Annotated in this window: 21 protein-coding genes; 10 read left to right on the forward strand and 11 right to left on the reverse strand. The window is 52.6% G+C overall.

The window, feature by feature from the left end; genetic code table 11:
• Positions 1-9 precede the first annotated feature (9 nt).
• From FDW96_RS03410 to mtgA, 4 genes are all read left to right on the forward strand, one after another.
• Positions 10-939: a TIGR01212 family radical SAM protein gene (locus tag FDW96_RS03410; protein WP_137365393.1), complete on the forward strand. Its 930-nt coding sequence runs from the start codon at positions 10-12 to the stop codon at positions 937-939.
• Positions 940-1,136: 197 nt separating this feature from the next.
• The gene (arcB, locus tag FDW96_RS03415; protein WP_061382525.1) at positions 1,137-3,473 is read left to right on the forward strand and encodes an aerobic respiration two-component sensor histidine kinase ArcB; all 2,337 of its coding nucleotides are present in this window, start codon (positions 1,137-1,139) and stop codon (positions 3,471-3,473) included.
• A 229-nt stretch (positions 3,474-3,702) separates the two neighbouring features.
• The gene (gene elbB / locus FDW96_RS03420; RefSeq protein ID WP_137360135.1) at positions 3,703-4,356 is read left to right on the forward strand and encodes an isoprenoid biosynthesis glyoxalase ElbB; all 654 of its coding nucleotides are present in this window, start codon (positions 3,703-3,705) and stop codon (positions 4,354-4,356) included.
• On the forward strand, positions 4,353-5,072 hold the full coding sequence (gene mtgA / locus FDW96_RS03425) for a monofunctional biosynthetic peptidoglycan transglycosylase (RefSeq protein ID WP_137365220.1): 720 nt from the start codon (positions 4,353-4,355) through the stop codon (positions 5,070-5,072). Before elbB ends, mtgA begins: the two co-directional genes overlap by 4 nt.
• Positions 5,073-5,138: 66 nt before the next feature.
• Here mtgA and npr read toward each other — a convergent pair whose 3' ends face one another.
• From npr to FDW96_RS03480, 11 genes are all read right to left on the reverse strand, one after another.
• Complete coding sequence (npr, locus tag FDW96_RS03430; protein ID WP_003828770.1) at positions 5,139-5,411, reverse strand: PTS phosphocarrier protein NPr; 273 nt, start codon at positions 5,409-5,411, stop codon at positions 5,139-5,141.
• Positions 5,408-6,262, reverse strand: coding sequence for an RNase adapter RapZ (rapZ, locus tag FDW96_RS03435; RefSeq protein ID WP_003025085.1), 855 nt, complete (start codon positions 6,260-6,262; stop codon positions 5,408-5,410). Before rapZ ends, npr begins: the two co-directional genes overlap by 4 nt.
• Before the next feature lie 45 nt (positions 6,263-6,307).
• Entirely contained in the window at positions 6,308-6,799 is a 492-nt protein-coding gene (gene ptsN / locus FDW96_RS03440) for a PTS IIA-like nitrogen regulatory protein PtsN (protein ID WP_042311297.1), read from the reverse strand.
• 83 nt (positions 6,800-6,882) lie between these two features.
• The gene (gene hpf / locus FDW96_RS03445; RefSeq protein ID WP_038634275.1) at positions 6,883-7,170 is read right to left on the reverse strand and encodes a ribosome hibernation promoting factor; all 288 of its coding nucleotides are present in this window, start codon (positions 7,168-7,170) and stop codon (positions 6,883-6,885) included.
• 22 nt (positions 7,171-7,192) lie between these two features.
• Positions 7,193-8,626, reverse strand: a complete 1,434-nt coding sequence (rpoN, locus tag FDW96_RS03450; protein WP_038634272.1) for an RNA polymerase factor sigma-54 — start codon at positions 8,624-8,626, stop codon at positions 7,193-7,195.
• A gap of 46 nt (positions 8,627-8,672) precedes the next feature.
• Positions 8,673-9,398 (reverse strand): LPS export ABC transporter ATP-binding protein, encoded by a 726-nt coding sequence (gene lptB, locus FDW96_RS03455; RefSeq protein WP_003025073.1) that lies wholly within the window; start codon positions 9,396-9,398, stop codon positions 8,673-8,675.
• 6 nt (positions 9,399-9,404) lie between these two features.
• Entirely contained in the window at positions 9,405-9,953 is a 549-nt protein-coding gene (gene lptA, locus FDW96_RS03460; protein WP_042311295.1) for a lipopolysaccharide ABC transporter substrate-binding protein LptA, read from the reverse strand.
• Positions 9,922-10,497 (reverse strand): LPS export ABC transporter periplasmic protein LptC, encoded by a 576-nt coding sequence (lptC, locus tag FDW96_RS03465; RefSeq protein WP_061382523.1) that lies wholly within the window; start codon positions 10,495-10,497, stop codon positions 9,922-9,924. The genes lptA and lptC overlap by 32 nt, the downstream gene beginning before the upstream one ends.
• Positions 10,494-11,060, reverse strand: coding sequence for a 3-deoxy-manno-octulosonate-8-phosphatase KdsC (gene kdsC / locus FDW96_RS03470; RefSeq protein WP_079225927.1), 567 nt, complete (start codon positions 11,058-11,060; stop codon positions 10,494-10,496). Before kdsC ends, lptC begins: the two co-directional genes overlap by 4 nt.
• Positions 11,061-11,080: 20 nt before the next feature.
• Positions 11,081-12,067, reverse strand: coding sequence for an arabinose-5-phosphate isomerase KdsD (gene kdsD / locus FDW96_RS03475; RefSeq protein ID WP_038634261.1), 987 nt, complete (start codon positions 12,065-12,067; stop codon positions 11,081-11,083).
• 13 nt (positions 12,068-12,080) lie between these two features.
• Complete coding sequence (locus tag FDW96_RS03480; RefSeq protein WP_042311289.1) at positions 12,081-13,058, reverse strand: calcium/sodium antiporter; 978 nt, start codon at positions 13,056-13,058, stop codon at positions 12,081-12,083.
• A gap of 215 nt (positions 13,059-13,273) precedes the next feature.
• Between FDW96_RS03480 and mlaF the strand changes: the two genes are divergently transcribed.
• From mlaF to ibaG, 6 genes are all read left to right on the forward strand, one after another.
• Positions 13,274-14,086, forward strand: a complete 813-nt coding sequence (gene mlaF / locus FDW96_RS03485) for a phospholipid ABC transporter ATP-binding protein MlaF (RefSeq protein WP_003828749.1) — start codon at positions 13,274-13,276, stop codon at positions 14,084-14,086.
• A 7-nt stretch (positions 14,087-14,093) separates the two neighbouring features.
• A complete protein-coding gene (gene mlaE, locus FDW96_RS03490; RefSeq protein ID WP_061382521.1) occupies positions 14,094-14,876 on the forward strand; it encodes a lipid asymmetry maintenance ABC transporter permease subunit MlaE in 783 nt (260 codons plus the stop codon).
• A 4-nt stretch (positions 14,877-14,880) separates the two neighbouring features.
• Positions 14,881-15,438: an outer membrane lipid asymmetry maintenance protein MlaD gene (gene mlaD / locus FDW96_RS03495; protein ID WP_047026392.1), complete on the forward strand. Its 558-nt coding sequence runs from the start codon at positions 14,881-14,883 to the stop codon at positions 15,436-15,438.
• Positions 15,439-15,456: 18 nt separating this feature from the next.
• Complete coding sequence (mlaC, locus tag FDW96_RS03500) at positions 15,457-16,092, forward strand: phospholipid-binding protein MlaC (RefSeq protein ID WP_038634253.1); 636 nt, start codon at positions 15,457-15,459, stop codon at positions 16,090-16,092.
• Positions 16,092-16,385 carry a lipid asymmetry maintenance protein MlaB gene (gene mlaB, locus FDW96_RS03505; protein ID WP_042311286.1) on the forward strand — a complete coding sequence of 98 codons (294 nt, stop codon included), beginning with the start codon at positions 16,092-16,094 and terminating at the stop codon, positions 16,383-16,385. The genes mlaC and mlaB overlap by 1 nt, the downstream gene beginning before the upstream one ends.
• 169 nt (positions 16,386-16,554) lie before the next feature.
• Positions 16,555-16,809 carry a BolA family iron metabolism protein IbaG gene (ibaG, locus tag FDW96_RS03510; protein ID WP_032940719.1) on the forward strand — a complete coding sequence of 85 codons (255 nt, stop codon included), beginning with the start codon at positions 16,555-16,557 and terminating at the stop codon, positions 16,807-16,809.
• Positions 16,810-16,821 lie beyond the last annotated feature (12 nt).

Genomic DNA, 16,821 nt, shown 5'->3' on the forward strand with positions numbered 1-16,821 from the left:
TACCAGATTATGCAGTTACAGAAATTAGTCAATATGTTTGGTGGGGATCTTTCTCGCCGTTATGGACAAAAGGTTCATAAACTCACGCTGCACGGCGGTTTTAGCTGTCCAAATCGCGATGGCACCATCGGGCGCGGCGGATGTACTTTCTGTAATGTCGCCTCGTTTGCCGATGAAGCGCAGCAGCACCATTCCATTGCCGAGCAGCTTGAGCATCAGGCGCACCTGGTCAATCGCGCAAAACGCTATCTGGCCTATTTCCAGGCTTACACCAGCACCTTTGCTGAAGTACAGGTGCTGCGTTCGATGTATCAACAGGCGGTCAGCCAGGCCAGTATCGTTGGGTTATGCGTTGGGACGCGCCCCGACTGTGTGCCGGAAGCGGTGCTTGATCTGCTTTGTGAGTATAAAGACCTGGGCTATGAAGTGTGGCTGGAGCTCGGCCTGCAAACCGCGCATGACAAAACCCTACACCGAATTAACCGCGGCCATGATTTCGCCTGCTACCAAAACACCACACGGCTGGCGCGCACGCGCGGGCTGAAAGTGTGCTCGCATCTGATCGTCGGTCTGCCGGGAGAAGGGCAGGCAGAATGTCTGCAAACCCTGGAACGTGTGGTGGAGACGGGCGTTGACGGTATTAAGCTGCATCCGCTGCATATTGTGAAAGGCAGTACGATGGCGAAAGCCTGGGAAGCCGGGCGGCTGAACGGGATTGAACTGGACGACTACACGATTACCGCAGGGGAGATGATCCGCCATACGCCGCCGGAGGTGATTTATCATCGTATTTCCGCCAGCGCGCGTCGCCCAACGCTGTTGGCGCCGCTATGGTGTGAAAATCGCTGGACGGGGATGGTCGAACTGGATAAGTACCTTAACGAGCACGGCGTGCAAGGCTCGGCGCTGGGTACGCCGTGGATTCAGCCGGGGAGCTAACCATCCGTAGTCATGTAGGCCTGAAAGCTGCGCGCCATCAGGCGGCCCGGCGCACATTGCCGGATGGCGGCTATGCCTTATCCGGCCTACCGCCTACCCAGTCATTTCACCGATAACCTCCGCATTTCTTGCACAATCTTCAACGTCACGCTGAGAATTGAGTATTATTGTGCCAAGTTGTCGTGAAGGAACCCTCTATGAAGCAAATTCGTATGCTGGCGCAATATTATGTCGACCTGATGATGAAGTTAGGTCTGGTGCGCTTTTCGCTGCTATTAGCGCTGGCTTTGGTGGTGTTGGCAATTGTGGTGCAAATGGCTGTCACCATGGTGCTGCATGGCCAGGTAGAAAGCATTGATGTCATCCGCTCTATCTTTTTTGGTCTGTTAATTACCCCCTGGGCCGTCTATTTTTTGTCAGTGGTGGTGGAGCAACTGGAGGAGTCCCGGCAGCGTCTGTCACGACTGGTGCAAAAGCTGGAAGAGATGCGCGAGCGCGATCTCAAGCTCAATGTGCAGTTGAAAGATAATATTGCCCAGCTCAATCAGGAAATTGTTGAGCGTGAAAAAGCCGAAGCGGAGCGCCAGGAAACGTTTGAACAGCTGAAGGTCGAAATCAAAGAGCGCGAAGAGGCGCAGATTCAGCTTGAGCAACAGTCTTCATTTTTACGCTCTTTCCTTGATGCCTCGCCGGATCTGGTCTTTTATCGTAATGAAGATAAAGAATTTTCCGGCTGTAACCGCGCCATGGAGCTGCTGACCGGCAAGAGTGAAAAGCAACTGGTGAATTTAAAACCGGCTGACGTTTACTCCCCTGAGGCGGCGGAAAAAGTTATTGAGACCGACGAGAAGGTGTTTCGTCATAACGTCTCGCTCACTTATGAACAGTGGCTGGACTACCCGGATGGACGCAAAGCCTGCTTTGAAATTCGTAAAGTGCCTTACTACGACCGCGTCGGTAAACGACATGGTCTGATGGGCTTTGGTCGCGATATTACTGAACGTAAGCGTTATCAGGACGCGCTTGAACGCGCCAGCCGCGATAAGACCACGTTTATTTCCACCATCAGTCATGAGCTGCGTACCCCGCTGAACGGCATTGTTGGCTTAAGCCGGATCCTGCTGGATACGGATTTGACCGCCGAGCAGGAAAAATACCTGAAAACTATCCATGTCTCTGCCGTGACGTTGGGCAATATTTTCAACGATATTATCGATATGGATAAGATGGAGCGGCGTAAAGTCCAGCTTGATAACCAGCCAATCGATTTCACCAGCTTTATGGCGGATCTGGAAAACCTCTCTGGCCTGCAGGCACAGCAAAAAGGGCTGCGGTTTGTGCTTGAGCCAACGCTACCGTTGCCGCATAAAGTGATTACCGACGGCACGCGTTTGCGCCAGATTCTGTGGAATCTGATCAGCAACGCCGTGAAGTTCACCCAGCAGGGGCAGGTGACCGTGCGGGCGCGCTATGACCAGGGGAATATGCTGCATTTCGAGGTAGAAGATTCCGGGATCGGTATTCCGCAGGATGAGCAGGATAAGATCTTCGCCATGTATTATCAGGTGAAGGACAGTAACGGCGGCAAACCGGCAACGGGAACCGGGATTGGCCTGGCCGTATCAAAGCGTCTGGCGAAAAATATGGGTGGCGATATTACGGTCTCCAGCCAGGCTGGTAAAGGCTCTGTCTTTACGCTGACCGTGCATGCGCCGGCGGTAGCGGAAGAGATTGAAGATGCTTTTGAAGATGATGACATGCCGCTGCCCGCCCTGAATGTACTGCTGGTGGAAGACATTGAACTGAACGTCATTGTCGCGCGTTCAGTGCTGGAAAAACTGGGTAATAGCGTGGATGTCGCCATGACCGGGAAAGCCGCGCTGGAAATGTTCACGCCGGGTGAATATGACCTGGTATTACTGGATATTCAGCTACCGGATATGACCGGGCTGGATATCTCCCGCGAGTTGACGCAAAAATACGCGCGTGAAGACTTGCCGCCGCTGGTGGCCCTTACCGCCAACGTTCTGAAAGATAAAAAAGAGTATCTGGAGGCGGGAATGGACGACGTGCTGAGTAAGCCGCTGTCAGTCCCGGCTTTAACCGCCATGATCAAAAAATACTGGGATACCCGAAACAAAGAGGAGAGCACTGTGACATCTGAAGAGAGCAGTAAATCGCAAGCGCTGTTAGATATTCCTATGTTGGAACAATACCTCGAGCTGGTGGGTCCGAAGTTAATTACCGACGGGCTGGCGGTGTTTGAGAAAATGATGCCGGGATATTTGAGCGTGCTGGAATCCAATCTGACAGCACGTGATAAAAAAGGCGTGGTTGAGGAAGGTCATAAAATTAAAGGTGCGGCAGGTTCGGTGGGGCTGCGTCATCTGCAACAGTTAGGTCAGCAAATCCAGTCGCCAGATCTTCCTGCCTGGGAAGATAACGTTGCTGAATGGATTGAAGAGATGAAGCAGGAGTGGCAGCACGACGTGGCGGTACTAAAAGCCTGGGTGGCGAGCGTGGAAAAAAAATGACCCCGGCTTGACCGGGGTGCGCGAATACTGCGCCAACACCAGGGAAATCGTGGCTGCGCCGTAAATTATTGTCATTGTGTACAAAGGCGCAGCCCTATTTTTCAGGCCGCACGCAGTTAAGATAGCAAATCTTAAATAATTTGTTACATGAATCAGTTAAATGTGTGAAGCGTAGCATTTAAATCATAATAACTAATATGTTTCAGCCAGTTGAGAAAGGAGTATCACGATGAAAAAAGTGGGAGTCGTGCTCAGCGGATGCGGTGTGTATGACGGTGCAGAGATCCATGAAACCGTACTCACGCTGCTGGCCATTGCCCGCAACGGCGCGCAGGCCGTCTGCTTCGCACCGGATAAACAACAAGCTGATGTGATTAATCATCTGACCGGCGAACCGATGCCGGAAACACGTAATGTCCTGATTGAAGCCGCTCGCATCACTCGCGGCGAGATTCGCCCGCTTGCTCAAGCGATCTCAACGGAACTGGATGCGTTGATCGTGCCGGGTGGTTTTGGCGCCGCCAAAAATCTGAGTAATTTTGCCAGCCAGGGCAGCGAATGCCGGATTGACAGCGATTTAGCCGCGCTGGCAGTTGCCATGCATCAGATGGGTAAGCCGCTGGGATTTATGTGCATTGCGCCCGCCATGTTACCCAAAATTTTTGATTTTCCGCTGCGTCTGACCATTGGCACTGATATCGATACGGCAGAGGTACTGGAAGAGATGGGCGCAGAACATGTGCCTTGTCCGGTTGACGACATTGTCGTTGATGAAGACAACAAAATCGTCACCACGCCCGCCTATATGCTGGCGCAGGATATCGCTCAGGCCGCGAGTGGCATCGATAAACTGGTCTCGCGTGTGCTGGTGCTGGCGGAATGAGAAAAGGCGTTACCGCTTTTCTGCGGCGCATCTTTCTACGGGCGGTGATCGTCCTCGCCGTATTCTGGGGCGGGGGTATCGCCCTTTTCAGCGTGATGCCGGTACCGTTCTCGGCGGTGATGGTCGAACGGCAACTGGGCGCATGGTTGTCTGGTGATTTCGGGTATGTGGCGCATTCGGACTGGGTGAGTATGGATGAGATCTCACCGTGGATGGGACTGGCGGTGATTGCCGCCGAAGACCAGAAGTTCCCTGACCATTGGGGGTTCGATGTCTCCGCCATCGAGAAAGCGCTGGCGCATAATGAACGTAATGAAAACCGTATTCGCGGGGCGTCAACCTTATCGCAACAGACGGCGAAAAACCTCTTTTTGTGGGATGGGCGTAGTTGGGTGCGTAAAGGTCTCGAAGCCGGGCTAACGCTGGGTATGGAAACCGTCTGGAGTAAGAAACGTATTCTGACCGTCTATTTGAATATCGCCGAGTTTGGCGATGGGATATTTGGCGTGGAGGCGGCGGCGCAACGGTATTTTCATAAACCGGCCAGTCGGTTGAGCCTGTCTGAAGCGGCCTTGCTGGCGGCGGTGTTACCCAATCCTTTGCGTTTTAAGGCGAATGCGCCTTCTGGTTATGTACGTAGCCGTCAGGCGTGGATTATGCGGCAAATGCGCCAGTTAGGCGGTGAGTCGTTTATGCGGGAAAATAAGCTGTATTAGCGGAGTTATTGCCGGATGCGGCGTAAACGCCTTATCCGGCCTACTGGCTACGTTCTGTGCTCTCGATCAATCTTCATCGAACCCTGAATTAAACAGGGCGATCACTGCTGCCAGGGCTTCAACTTCCTGTGGGCCTGTAGCTTCAACTTCTATCTGACGCCCCTTCGCAGAATCCAGCATCAGCAGCGCGATAACGCTGTTTGCCTCGGCTTCCGTTCCTTCATCATTACGCAGCAAAACTTCTGCTTCGAAACCCTGCATCAATTCAAAAAGTTTCATTGCTGGCCGGGCATGCATGCCCAGCTTATTGGTGATTTCAACGGTTTGCTTCACGGTCATGATTTACGTTTTTCCAGCGTACGATGGCGTGACTGCACGTTTTTACCGCGTGAGCGGAAGTAGTCTGCCAGCTGCTCTGCAATATACACCGAACGGTGTTTCCCGCCGGTACAGCCGATGGCTACGGTGAGGTAGCTGCGGTTGTTGGTCTCCAGCATGGGTAACCATAGCTCAAGATAGCTGCGGGTCTGGTAGATAAAATTGTGTACTTCTGTGTGCCTGTCGAGGAAGGCGGCGACGGGACGGTCAAGACCAGTCATCGGGCGCAGCTTCGGATCCCAGTGTGGGTTGGGCAGGAAGCGCACGTCAAAGACGTAGTCCGCGTCAATCGGGATACCGTGTTTGAAACCAAAGGATTCGAATACCATCGTCAATTCGCGTTCGCGTTTGCCCAGCAGTCGGGTACGCAACATTTCCGCCAGTTCGTGTACGGACATTTCGGAGGTATCAACAATCAGGTCTGCGCGGGAACGCAGCGGCTCCAGCAAATCGCTTTCTTTATCGATAGCGCTTTCCAGCGATAAGTTTTTGCTGGAGAGGGGGTGTAAACGACGTGTGTCGCTGTAGCGGCGAATCAGTGTGTTACGGTCAGCATCAAGGAACAGCAGCTGCGGTGAGAAGCCTTCAGGCAGATTGTTCATTGCCTGCTCAAAAATTTCCGGGGATTCCGGCATGTTACGCACGTCAATGCTGACGGCCGCAGAAATCTGGCGATCGGCCAGTGTACGAGCCAGATCGGGCAACAGCACTACGGGAAGGTTATCCACGCAGTAAAAACCCATATCTTCCAGCGCACGCAGGGCGACGGATTTGCCTGACCCTGAACGACCGCTGACGATCATCAGTACCATGTACTGTTTCTCCTCACAACGACAAAAAAGGATGCCATTGGGTTGTTATGCTTCATCCTGTCCACCTTCGGTGTCCGTGATGATTTGATACAACTCCTGGTCACTCTGTGCGGCGCGCAGGCGACGGCAGATGGTTTTATCTGCCAGACGTTTGGCGACCAGCGACAATGTATGCAAATGCGTCTTGGTTTGGTCTGCCGGGACCAGCAGGGCGAAAAGCAGATCGACGGGTTGATTATCAATGGCGTCGAAGGCGATGGGCGTTTCGAGTTGCACAAACACACCAACCGCGCGCATCGTGTCTTCTTCCAGCTTGCCATGCGGGATGGCAATACCGTTACCGATGCCGGTACTGCCCATTTTTTCACGCGTCAGAATGGCTTCAAATACCACCTGAGAGGGCAGGCTGAGCTGTTTTGCCGCCAGTTCACTGATGATTTCCAGTGCGCGTTTCTTGCTTTGGCAGTGAACGGCTGCACGCGTACATTCCTGGTTAAGAACATTGCTCAGTTGTAGAGTCGTATCGTTATTTATCATAATTTCACCTAAGCGCTAACCGTACAAATGGCCCGTTGTGCTGCACAACAGGCCGTCCTGCACCCGCTAACTGCCCGGACAAGTTAGTGCTGTTTCAGTTTATCTTTATGTTTTGTTAACTGCCGAGCCAGTTTATCAATTAAACCGTCAATGGCGGCGTACATATCCTGACCTTCCGCGCTGGCATGAATTTCGCCACCGTTTACATGCAGTGTTGCATCCGAGATATGTGTAACCTTCTCCACTTTCAACACAATATAGACCTGATTAATCCGGTCGAAATATTGTTCAAGCTTGGCGAACTTGGTATTAACAAACTCGCGCAGAGCTTCCGTGATTTCGACGTTGTTTCCAGTGATGTTGAGCTGCATAGTGTCTTCCTTATCGGTTGGGTCATACCAGCTGTTTGCGCTGGTTAGACGGCGGAATGGATAAAGACTCTCGGTACTTCGCAACGGTGCGGCGTGCCACCATGATACCCTGATCCGACAGCATAGAGGTTAACTTGCTGTCACTCAGCGGTTTCGCGGGGTTCTCCGCAGCAATTAATTTCTTCACCAGTGCGCGGATAGCTGTGGATGAGGCTTCGCCCCCGCCTTCAGTGTTAACGTGACTGGAAAAGAAATACTTCAGTTCAAATATGCCGCGCGGACTGTGCAGATACTTTTGCGTGGTCACTCGGGAAATGGTCGATTCGTGCATCTCGACGGCCTGGGCGATATCCGCCAGCACCATCGGTTTCATAAATTCTTCGCCTTGCTCAAAGAAGGCTTGCTGCTGTTCAACGATACAGCGACTGACGCGCAGCAGCGTATCATTGCGGCTTTCCAGACTCTTAATCAGCCACTTTGCGTCCTGCAAATTACTACGAATAAACTGGCTGTCAGCATCGTTGCGCGCGCTATTGCACATCGCGGCGTAATGCTGGTTAATCTGCAAGCGTGGAATGCTGTCGCCGTTGAGTTCGACCACCCAGCGATCGTTATGCTTACGCACCAGCACATCCGGGATGACGTATTCCGGCTCGCCGGTCTGGATCGACTGTCCTGGGCGGGGATCGAGCGACTGGATGAGGTTGACGGCTTCTTTCAGCACGTCTTCTTTCAGTCGGGTTACGCGCATCAGCGAGCGAAAGTCATGGTTGGCTAACAAATCGAGGTGATCGCTGATGATCAGACGCGCTTCTTCCAGCCATGGCGTGGACTTATCAAATTGCGAAAGTTGGATCAGTAAGCAGTCACGCAGATCTTTGGCTGCCACGCCAACGGGATCAAAGCGCTGAACGCGTTTAAGCACGGCTTCGATTTCATCCATACCGACGTCGTCATCGCCCATGCTTTCGAGAATATCGTCCAGTGTCACGGTGAGATAACCGGTTTCGTCAACCGCATCAACAATCGATGTCGCAATGGCGCGATCGGTATCCGAGAACGGGGTCAGCTCCACTTGCCACATCAGGTAATCCTGCAGCGATTGCGTAGTCTCACCCTGGTACACAGGCAGTTCGTCGTCGATGTAATCTCCGCTGGTGCCTGAAGGCGTACCGGCGGTGTAGATTTCATCCCAACTGGCGTCAAGCGGTAGTTCCTCTGGCATCTCTTTTTGTTCGAGCGCATCTGCGGTATCGAGGGATTCGCTGTCCTGTTTTTCCTGGGTATCAATTTCGTCGTGAAGATCGGTTTGCTCGAGCAGTGGGTTACTTTCCAGCGCTTGCTGAAGTTCTTGCTGAAGTTCCAGCGTGGACAGCTGCAACAGACGGATCGCCTGTTGTAGCTGAGGCGTCATCGCCAGTTGTTGGCTAAGCCTGAGTTGCAAACCTTGCTTCATGTTCAGAGTTGTTCTCTCCTGCGGTGACGTGAAGTCTTCTACCCTATCAGAGTCTGAAGTCTTCCCCAAGGTATACGCGCTTAACGTGCTCATCCTGCAGTATTTCTGTCGGCGTGCCGTGGGCGATCAGGTGTCCCTGGCTCACGATATAGGCGCGCTCACACACTGCCAGCGTTTCGCGGACGTTATGGTCGGTAATCAACACCCCAAGCCCGCTGTCGCGCAGGTGTTCGATGATCCGTTTGATATCGATAACGGAAATCGGGTCAACACCGGCAAACGGTTCATCAAGCAGGATAAATTTCGGATTCGCGGCCAGCGCGCGGGCGATTTCCACACGGCGTCGTTCACCACCGGAGAGCGATTGGCCCATGCTGTCACGCAGATGTTCGATATGGAATTCTTCCATCAGCTCATTGGCGCGATCTTCCCGCTGCTCGCTGGTGAGATCGTCACGAATTTGCAGTACCGCCATCAGGTTATCAAACACGCTCAGGCGACGGAAAATCGACGCTTCCTGCGGCAGGTAGCCGATGCCGCGACGCGCGCGCGCATGCAGTGGCAGCAGACTGATATCTTCGTCATCAATGATAATGTTGCCCGCATCGCGCGGGACAATGCCGACCACCATGTAAAAGGTCGTTGTCTTACCCGCACCGTTAGGACCGAGCAGACCGACGATCTCCCCGGAGTTGACGGTCAGACTGACATCTTCCACCACACGGCGGCCCTTATAGGCCTTTGCAAGGTTCTTTGCAGTTAATGTTGCCATAACGAATCAGTTACCTTTTTTCTCTGCCGGAGCCTTGTTTTTGTCCTGCAACTGCGACGGAACCAGAACGGTGGTGACGCGTTTGCCTTTATCGCTGAAGGCTTGCATTTTCTGCTCTTTTACCAGATAGGTGATCTTATCGCCTGTGATGTTGCTATCAAGCTGTTCCAGGTAAGCCTTACCGGTGAGAACGACGAAGTCTTTCGCCAGTTCATAGTGCATGTGTGAGGCGCGGCCTTTCACTGGCTTACCGTTGTCCTGCATCTGGTAAAACGTGGCTGGATCACCGTAACCATCAATCACTTCTTTACCGTCTTCACCGCCCGGGCGGGTCACAACGACTTTATCGGCGTTAATTTTGATGGTGCCCTGGGTCACAATCACGTTGCCAGTAAACGTCACCACGTTGCCCTGCATATCCAGGGACTGCTGGTCCGACTCAATGTGAATCGGCTGCTCGGTATCGCCGGTGACGGCAAATGCCGGAATGCTGGCGGCCAGAAGTGAGCTGGCAAGCACAAGATTAAGGCTGAGTTTGTTTGTTTTGGATTTCATATGAGGTTCTAACCTTTTCAATCAGCTCGGCGTTCTTGTTGCGTAAGTTGCCGCGCATCTTCAGTCCGCTGGAGTTAAATGTTGTGCCATATAACGTGACAAGATCATCAGAAGTGACGTCTTGAGTCACCAGGTTAACCTGTGCGTTATCGGTCGTAATTCTGCGTAGTTGAGAGTCAGGCACCAGGGCGTTAACTTCAACATGGCCGTACAGATACAGCATCCGATCGTTGGTCAATTTGGCTTTATCGGCCTTGATTGACCAGGTCGGTACTTTATCCTTATCAAACGTGGTTAATACCGGTTGAGTAAACCACGAAACCGCTTGTTCTGAATAATATTCAACGTGTTGGGCGATCAAGTGATAGCTCAGCGCGCCTTCCGGACTATACACGACGGTATCGGTATGTTCGCTTTTATAGGTTGGCTCGTTGTTATTGACGGCGACCTGAGTGGCCTCGTCTTTGTCTGCCAGGTTAATACCAATCATCACAAGGACAGCCAGCGACAGTAGAATGATAACCCAACGTCTGGTTTTGCTCATATCGATTGCCCTTTGGCCTCGTCCAGTTTGCCCTGCGCCAGGAGTAATAAATCGCAGACTTCACGTACAGCGCCGCGTCCACCGTCGATACGGGTGACGTAGTCGGCACGTGGAATCAGCAATGGATGGGCATCCGCCACCGCTACGCTCAATCCCACTTTTGCCATCACTGGCCAGTCAATCAGGTCATCGCCTACATAGGCCACATTTTCCGGCGCGATCGCCAGTTTTCCAAGCAGATCGTCAAAGGCGATCAGTTTGTCTGACTGCCCCTGATACAGATGCGTGATCCCCAATGTGGCACAGCGATCTTCTACAAGTTTAGCCTTTCGTCCGGTAATAATAGCAACCTCAATACCGGAAGTGAGCGCACAACGGATTCCGTAGCCATCGCGGACATTAAAAGCCTTCAGCTCTTCACCGTTGTTGCCCATATAAATCAGACCATCAGACAGTACGCCATCCACATCCAGGATCAGCAAACGGATGTTCTCTGCCCGGGTGATAACGTCAGCGCTGACGGGTCCATAACAGGTCGCAAGCGACGCACCTGCTTTACTCATTTTCTTTATCCTTGAGTTTCTTACACTACACCTGCACGCAGCAGATCATGCATATGTAACACACCGAGTAACTGGTCGCCATCAGCAACCATTACCGAAGTGATATGGCGGGACTGCATTAAGTTCAGAGCATCAACGGCAAGAATGCCCGGACGCACGCGAATGCCTCCAGGGGTCATCACATCGGCAATGCCTAACTGGCGTACATCTACGCCCATATCAAAGACGCGACGTAAATCGCCATCTGTGAAAATACCGTCAATCTTCATTGCATCATCGCAAATGACGGTCATGCCGAGATTTTTACGTGTGATCTCAAGTAAGGCGTCACGCAGGCTGGCGCTTTTATTCACATGCGGGATTTCATCGCCCGTATGCATAATATCGTTAACTCGCAGCAAAAGCTTACGGCCCAGTGCGCCACCTGGATGCGATAACGCAAAATCTTCCGCGGTGAAGCCACGCGCTTTTAATAACGCCACGGCAAGAGCATCACCCATCACCAGCGTTGCAGTGGTGCTACTGGTCGGCGCCAGGCCTAATGGGCAAGCTTCCTTGGGCACTTTAACACACAGATGCACATCTGCCGCACGCGCCATGCTGCTTTCCGGACGGCCAGTCATGCAAATAAGCGGGACATGAAGACGTTTTAATACCGGGATTAACGCCGCTATCTCATTGGATTCACCGGAGTTTGAGATGGCAATAACCACATCCTGCGGCGAGACCATACCCAGATCGCCATGCGCGGCTTCGCCAGGATGTACGAAAAATGAGGGGGTGCCGGTGCTGGCAAATGTGGCCGCCATCTTCCGTCCGATATGTCCGGATTTCCCCATCCCCATCACCACCACTTTTCCCGGGCAGCTGAATATTTTTTCACAAGCGAGGGTAAAGTTTTGATTAATGTACTGATCAAGCTCCGCCAGGCCTTCACGTTCAATTGCCAGGACTTCCTTGCCTGCTTGCTGAAAGTCAAAACCCGGTTGCAACTCTAAGTGCGACATAATGCGTTTCCAGTTATCCAACGAGAAGTGGCGATAACCAATACAGCATCGCCAGCCATATGATAAAACCGCCGGTCAGCAGCGCACCCGCGCCGCGACCAATCTGGCGCGGACGTCGCCAGCAGAGTAGTGCAAAAATTACGCTCACCAGCAGCATGACGCTATAGTCACGGATGAAGGCCATCGGGTTGACTTCACCCGGCGTAATCAGCGCCGGCAGTCCGAGGACGATAACAATATTAAAAATGTTCGCGCCGATGATGTTGCCAACGGCGATGTCGTTTTCGCCTTTACGCAGACCCGCAATGGCCGTTGCCAGCTCTGGCAGGCTGGTACCAATAGCGACTACCGTCAGCCCGATGGTGAGTTCGCTCATGGCGAAATAGTTCGCCAGTACAGTGGCATTGTCCACCACCATCCGTGTTGCCATTGGCATAATAATCAGCGCAATGCCCAGCCACAAAAACGCGACCGGTAATCCGCCTTCGCGCGGAAGCTCCGCTATCTGCTCCCGGGTCAGCGTGTCATTGCCTTGTCGCTCAGCCAGACGAGCGATTTTAACAATGAATAGCAGCCATAGCACGGCCAGAAGCAGGAGAAAGAAACCGTCACTACGACTCAACTGGCCGTCATACAGGACGGATGCGGCTAAAAGACTTACCAGCAACATTAGCGGTAATTCACGACGCAGAACATCAGAATGCACGGTAAAAGGATGAATCAGCGCCGACAGACCTAAAATAAGCAGAATGTTGGTAATGTTAGAGCCGATAGCGGTACCGACGGCCAGATCGAGTTGCCCATTTATTGATGCAGCCACAGAGACAATGATCTCGGGTAACGACGTCCCTACGCTGACGACGGTCATCCCAATAATAATGGGGGGGATACCGAAATTTCGACATAAAATGGATGCGGCAAATACCAGACGGTCGGCACCGTAGACCACCAGAAGTAAACCAATTATTAACAGCGCCGTCGCTAAAAGCATCTAAAGTCCTTTCTTCAGGTATACTCGCCGGTCCACTTGAAGGATCTTCTGGAAGCCGTAACGAAGTCTTAATTTTGACTTTATGCGGCTAAAAAGTAAAACAAATGCCAGCTTTCGCTAACCAGGACAGGCAATAATCTGTAAATATGTTGGGTTCAGGGCTAAATTGAGCGCCAAACTCTTCGATCAACGAGGCAATAGTAAAGGATGAATCAATGGGGCAGTCTGTGGCGAATCTAGTCGATATGCGCGATGTCAGCTTTTCCCGAGGCGACCGCTGCATCTTTGATAATATTTCCCTGACGGTACCGCGCGGTAAGGTGACGGCGATCATGGGGCCATCAGGCATCGGCAAAACGACGCTGTTGCGTCTGATTGGCGGACAGATCCCTCCGGATAAGGGCGAGATCCTGTTTGACGGCGAAAACGTCCCGGCAATGTCCCGTTCGCGTTTATTTACCGTACGTAAGCGCATGAGCATGCTGTTTCAGTCTGGTGCGCTGTTTACCGACATGAACGTGTTTGACAACGTCGCGTATCCGCTACGCGAGCATACAACGTTGCCGGCGCCATTGCTGAAGAGCACGGTGATGATGAAGCTTGAGGCCGTTGGTCTGCGGGGCGCGGCAAAATTAATGCCTTCTGAATTATCCGGTGGGATGGCACGCCGCGCCGCGTTAGCACGCGCCATCGCGCTGGAACCTGACCTCATTATGTTTGACGAACCGTTCGTCGGCCAGGACCCCATTACTATGGGCGTGCTGGTGAAACTGATTTCGGAACTGAACAGTGCGCTGGGCGTCACCTGTGTGGTGGTGTCCCATGATGTGCCTGAGGTGCTGAGTATTGCAGATTACGCCTATATTATGGCGGACAAAAAAATAGTGGCCTACGGTAGTGCTCAGGCTCTGCAAGAAAATGCCGACCCGCGCGTACGTCAGTTCCTTGACGGTATTGCTGATGGGCCGGTTCCGTTCCGTTACCCGGCGGGCGACTACCACATCGATTTACTCAAAACAGGGAGTTAAGCCACCCATGTTGTTAAATGCGCTGGCATCACTCGGACATCGAGGGATTAAAACCCTCAGGACGTTCGGGCGAGCCGGATTAATGTTGTTCAATGCGGTTATTGGCAAGCCGGAGTTTCGCAAACATGCGCCGCTGCTGATACGCCAACTCTATAATGTCGGTGTCTTATCGATGCTGATCATTATTGTTTCTGGTGTGTTCATCGGTATGGTGCTGGGGTTGCAGGGATACCTGGTTCTGACGACCTACAGCGCGGAAACCAGCCTTGGCATGCTGGTGGCGCTGTCATTGTTACGTGAGCTGGGGCCGGTTGTTGCGGCGCTACTGTTTGCCGGGCGCGCCGGATCGGCCTTAACCGCAGAGATTGGCCTGATGCGGGCGACCGAACAGCTCTCCAGTCTGGAAATGATGGCCGTCGATCCACTGCGTCGGGTGATCTCTCCGCGTTTTTGGGCTGGTGTCATTTCATTACCGCTGTTGACAGTTATTTTTGTCGCGGTAGGGATCTGGGGCGGTTCGCTGGTTGGAGTAAGCTGGAAAGGTATTGATGCAGGCTTTTTCTGGTCGGCGATGCAAAATGCCGTCGACTGGCGTCTGGACCTGGTCAACTGTCTGATTAAAAGCGTGGTGTTCGCCATTACGGTCACCTGGATTGCATTGTTCAATGGTTATGATGCGATCCCGACCTCCGCCGGCATTAGCCGGGCAACGACACGCACCGTTGTGCACGCCTCTCTCGCCGTTCTGGGGCTGGATTTTGTGCTCACCGCACTGATGTTTGGGAATTGAGTTCATGCAAACGAAAAAAAATGAAATTTGGGTCGGGTTATTCTTACTGGTTGCGCTGCTGGCTGCGCTGTTTGTCTGCCTGAAAGCAGCGAATGTTACCTCAATGCGTACTGAGCCGACTTACACGATTTATGCGACCTTTGATAATATCGGCGGCCTGAAAGAACGCTCTCCTGTGCGGATTGGCGGGGTGGTGGTTGGACGTGTATCGGATATCTCGTTAGATCCGAAAACGTATCTGCCGCGCGTGACGCTGGAAATCGAATCGCGTTTTAACCATATTCCAGACACCAGTTCACTGAGCATCCGTACTTCCGGCCTGCTGGGCGAGCAGTATCTGGCATTGAACGTCGGTTTTGAAGATCCTGAGCTGGGAACGTCTATCCTCAAAGATGGCGGTACGATTCAGGACACGAAATCCGCGATGGTGCTGGAAGACATGATTGGTCAGTTCCTTTACAACAGCAACAGTAAAGGTGATGACAATAAGAATTCTGGCGATGCGCCAGCCGCAACTGAAGGCAATAATGAAGCCACTACGCCTGCGGGCGCAACGAAATAATCTCAGGAGAATCGACGTATGTTTAAACGATTGATGATGGTGGCAATGCTGATCATTGCCCCCCTTAGCGCGGCAACCGCAGCGGATCAGACTAACCCGTACAAATTGATGAATGAGGCGGCGCAGAAGACCTTTGACCGCCTGAAAAACGAGCAACCTAAAATCCGCGCAAACCCGGATTACCTGCGCGATGTTGTCGATCAGGAATTGTTGCCATACGTACAGGTTAAATACGCCGGTGCGCTGGTCCTGGGCCGCTACTACAAAGAAGCGACCCCGGCACAGCGTGACGCCTATTTCGCCGCCTTTCGTGAATACCTGAAGCAGGCTTACGGTCAGGCGCTGGCAATGTACCACGGTCAGACCTACCAGATTGCTCCTGAGCAGCCGCTGGGTGATGCGACCATCGTGCCTATCCGCGTGACCATTATCGATCCGAATGGCCGTCCTCCGGTTCGTCTGGATTTCCAGTGGCGTAAAAACTCGCAAACCGGTAACTGGCAGGCGTATGACATGATCGCCGAAGGCGTAAGTATGATCACCACCAAACAGAATGAGTGGAGCGATCTGCTGCGTACCAAAGGTATCGATGGCCTGACGGCACAGCTGAAATCTATTTCTCAGCAGAAAATTACCCTGGAAGAGAAAAAATAATGACGCAGTCACTCACCTGGATGCGTGAAGCTGACAAGCTGGTGCTGGTGGGAGAGCTGGATCAGGACGTGTTAAATCCATTATGGGATGCACGAGTTGAGGCGATGCAAGGGGTAACTTGCATCGACCTGAACCAGGTTTCCCGGGTGGATACCGGTGGTCTGGCGTTACTGCTGCACTTGATCGATCAGGGCAAGCAGCAGGGGAACAGCGTTTCGCTCGCTGGCGTTAACGATAAAGTTTACACGCTGGCGCAGCTTTACAATCTGCCCGACGACGTCCTTCCGCGTTAATTTTTTCAGGCTGGATAAGGCCTTGTGCCTACATTCAGCACCCCCATCACAGGGGATCTGCCACCAAAGCCTTGTCTGATTTATCAGCGAGGCTTTTTGCTTATTTATGACAGCGCCACTTTGCTCTAAGATGTTGGGCTGTTTTCACTATCTGACGAATGAAGAGCCCATGGAAAATAATGAAATTCAGAGCGTGCTGATGAATGCACTCTCCCTCCAGGAAGTCCACGTTTCTGGCGACGGCAGTCACTTTCAGGTTATTGCCGTGGGTGAGATGTTTGAAGGCATGAGCCGGGTCAAGAAGCAGCAATCGGTCTATGGCCCGTTGATGGAATACATTGCGGACAATCGCATTCATGCTTTGTCGATTAAAGCGTTTACCCCAGCGGAATGGGCGCGTGATCGCAAACTTAACGGTTTTTGAGCTACGGGTGAT

The sequence above is a fragment of the Citrobacter sp. TBCS-15 genome (genome assembly GCF_005280815.1).
GTDB lineage: Bacteria > Pseudomonadota > Gammaproteobacteria > Enterobacterales > Enterobacteriaceae > Citrobacter > Citrobacter werkmanii.

Excerpts from the sequence above, each read along its gene's own strand:
- mlaF (WP_003828749.1), top strand. The coding sequence starts at position 13,274 with ATGGGGCAGTCTGTGGCGAATCTAGTCGATATGCGCGATGTCAGCTTT.
- hpf (WP_038634275.1), bottom strand. The coding sequence starts at position 7,170 with ATGCAGCTCAACATCACTGGAAACAACGTCGAAATCACGGAAGCTCTG.
- mlaD (WP_047026392.1), top strand. The coding sequence starts at position 14,881 with ATGCAAACGAAAAAAAATGAAATTTGGGTCGGGTTATTCTTACTGGTT.
- elbB (WP_137360135.1), top strand. The coding sequence starts at position 3,703 with ATGAAAAAAGTGGGAGTCGTGCTCAGCGGATGCGGTGTGTATGACGGT.
- npr (WP_003828770.1), bottom strand. The coding sequence starts at position 5,411 with ATGACCGTGAAGCAAACCGTTGAAATCACCAATAAGCTGGGCATGCAT.
- rpoN (WP_038634272.1), bottom strand. The coding sequence starts at position 8,626 with ATGAAGCAAGGTTTGCAACTCAGGCTTAGCCAACAACTGGCGATGACG.
- rapZ (WP_003025085.1), bottom strand. The coding sequence starts at position 6,262 with ATGGTACTGATGATCGTCAGCGGTCGTTCAGGGTCAGGCAAATCCGTC.
- FDW96_RS03480 (WP_042311289.1), bottom strand. The coding sequence starts at position 13,058 with ATGCTTTTAGCGACGGCGCTGTTAATAATTGGTTTACTTCTGGTGGTC.
- mtgA (WP_137365220.1), top strand. The coding sequence starts at position 4,353 with ATGAGAAAAGGCGTTACCGCTTTTCTGCGGCGCATCTTTCTACGGGCG.
- mlaE (WP_061382521.1), top strand. The coding sequence starts at position 14,094 with ATGTTGTTAAATGCGCTGGCATCACTCGGACATCGAGGGATTAAAACC.
- lptB (WP_003025073.1), bottom strand. The coding sequence starts at position 9,398 with ATGGCAACATTAACTGCAAAGAACCTTGCAAAGGCCTATAAGGGCCGC.
- kdsD (WP_038634261.1), bottom strand. The coding sequence starts at position 12,067 with ATGTCGCACTTAGAGTTGCAACCGGGTTTTGACTTTCAGCAAGCAGGC.
- mlaC (WP_038634253.1), top strand. The coding sequence starts at position 15,457 with ATGTTTAAACGATTGATGATGGTGGCAATGCTGATCATTGCCCCCCTT.
- lptC (WP_061382523.1), bottom strand. The coding sequence starts at position 10,497 with ATGAGCAAAACCAGACGTTGGGTTATCATTCTACTGTCGCTGGCTGTC.
- ptsN (WP_042311297.1), bottom strand. The coding sequence starts at position 6,799 with ATGATAAATAACGATACGACTCTACAACTGAGCAATGTTCTTAACCAG.
- arcB (WP_061382525.1), top strand. The coding sequence starts at position 1,137 with ATGAAGCAAATTCGTATGCTGGCGCAATATTATGTCGACCTGATGATG.
- lptA (WP_042311295.1), bottom strand. The coding sequence starts at position 9,953 with ATGAAATCCAAAACAAACAAACTCAGCCTTAATCTTGTGCTTGCCAGC.
- ibaG (WP_032940719.1), top strand. The coding sequence starts at position 16,555 with ATGGAAAATAATGAAATTCAGAGCGTGCTGATGAATGCACTCTCCCTC.
- mlaB (WP_042311286.1), top strand. The coding sequence starts at position 16,092 with ATGACGCAGTCACTCACCTGGATGCGTGAAGCTGACAAGCTGGTGCTG.
- FDW96_RS03410 (WP_137365393.1), top strand. The coding sequence starts at position 10 with ATGCAGTTACAGAAATTAGTCAATATGTTTGGTGGGGATCTTTCTCGC.
- kdsC (WP_079225927.1), bottom strand. The coding sequence starts at position 11,060 with ATGAGTAAAGCAGGTGCGTCGCTTGCGACCTGTTATGGACCCGTCAGC.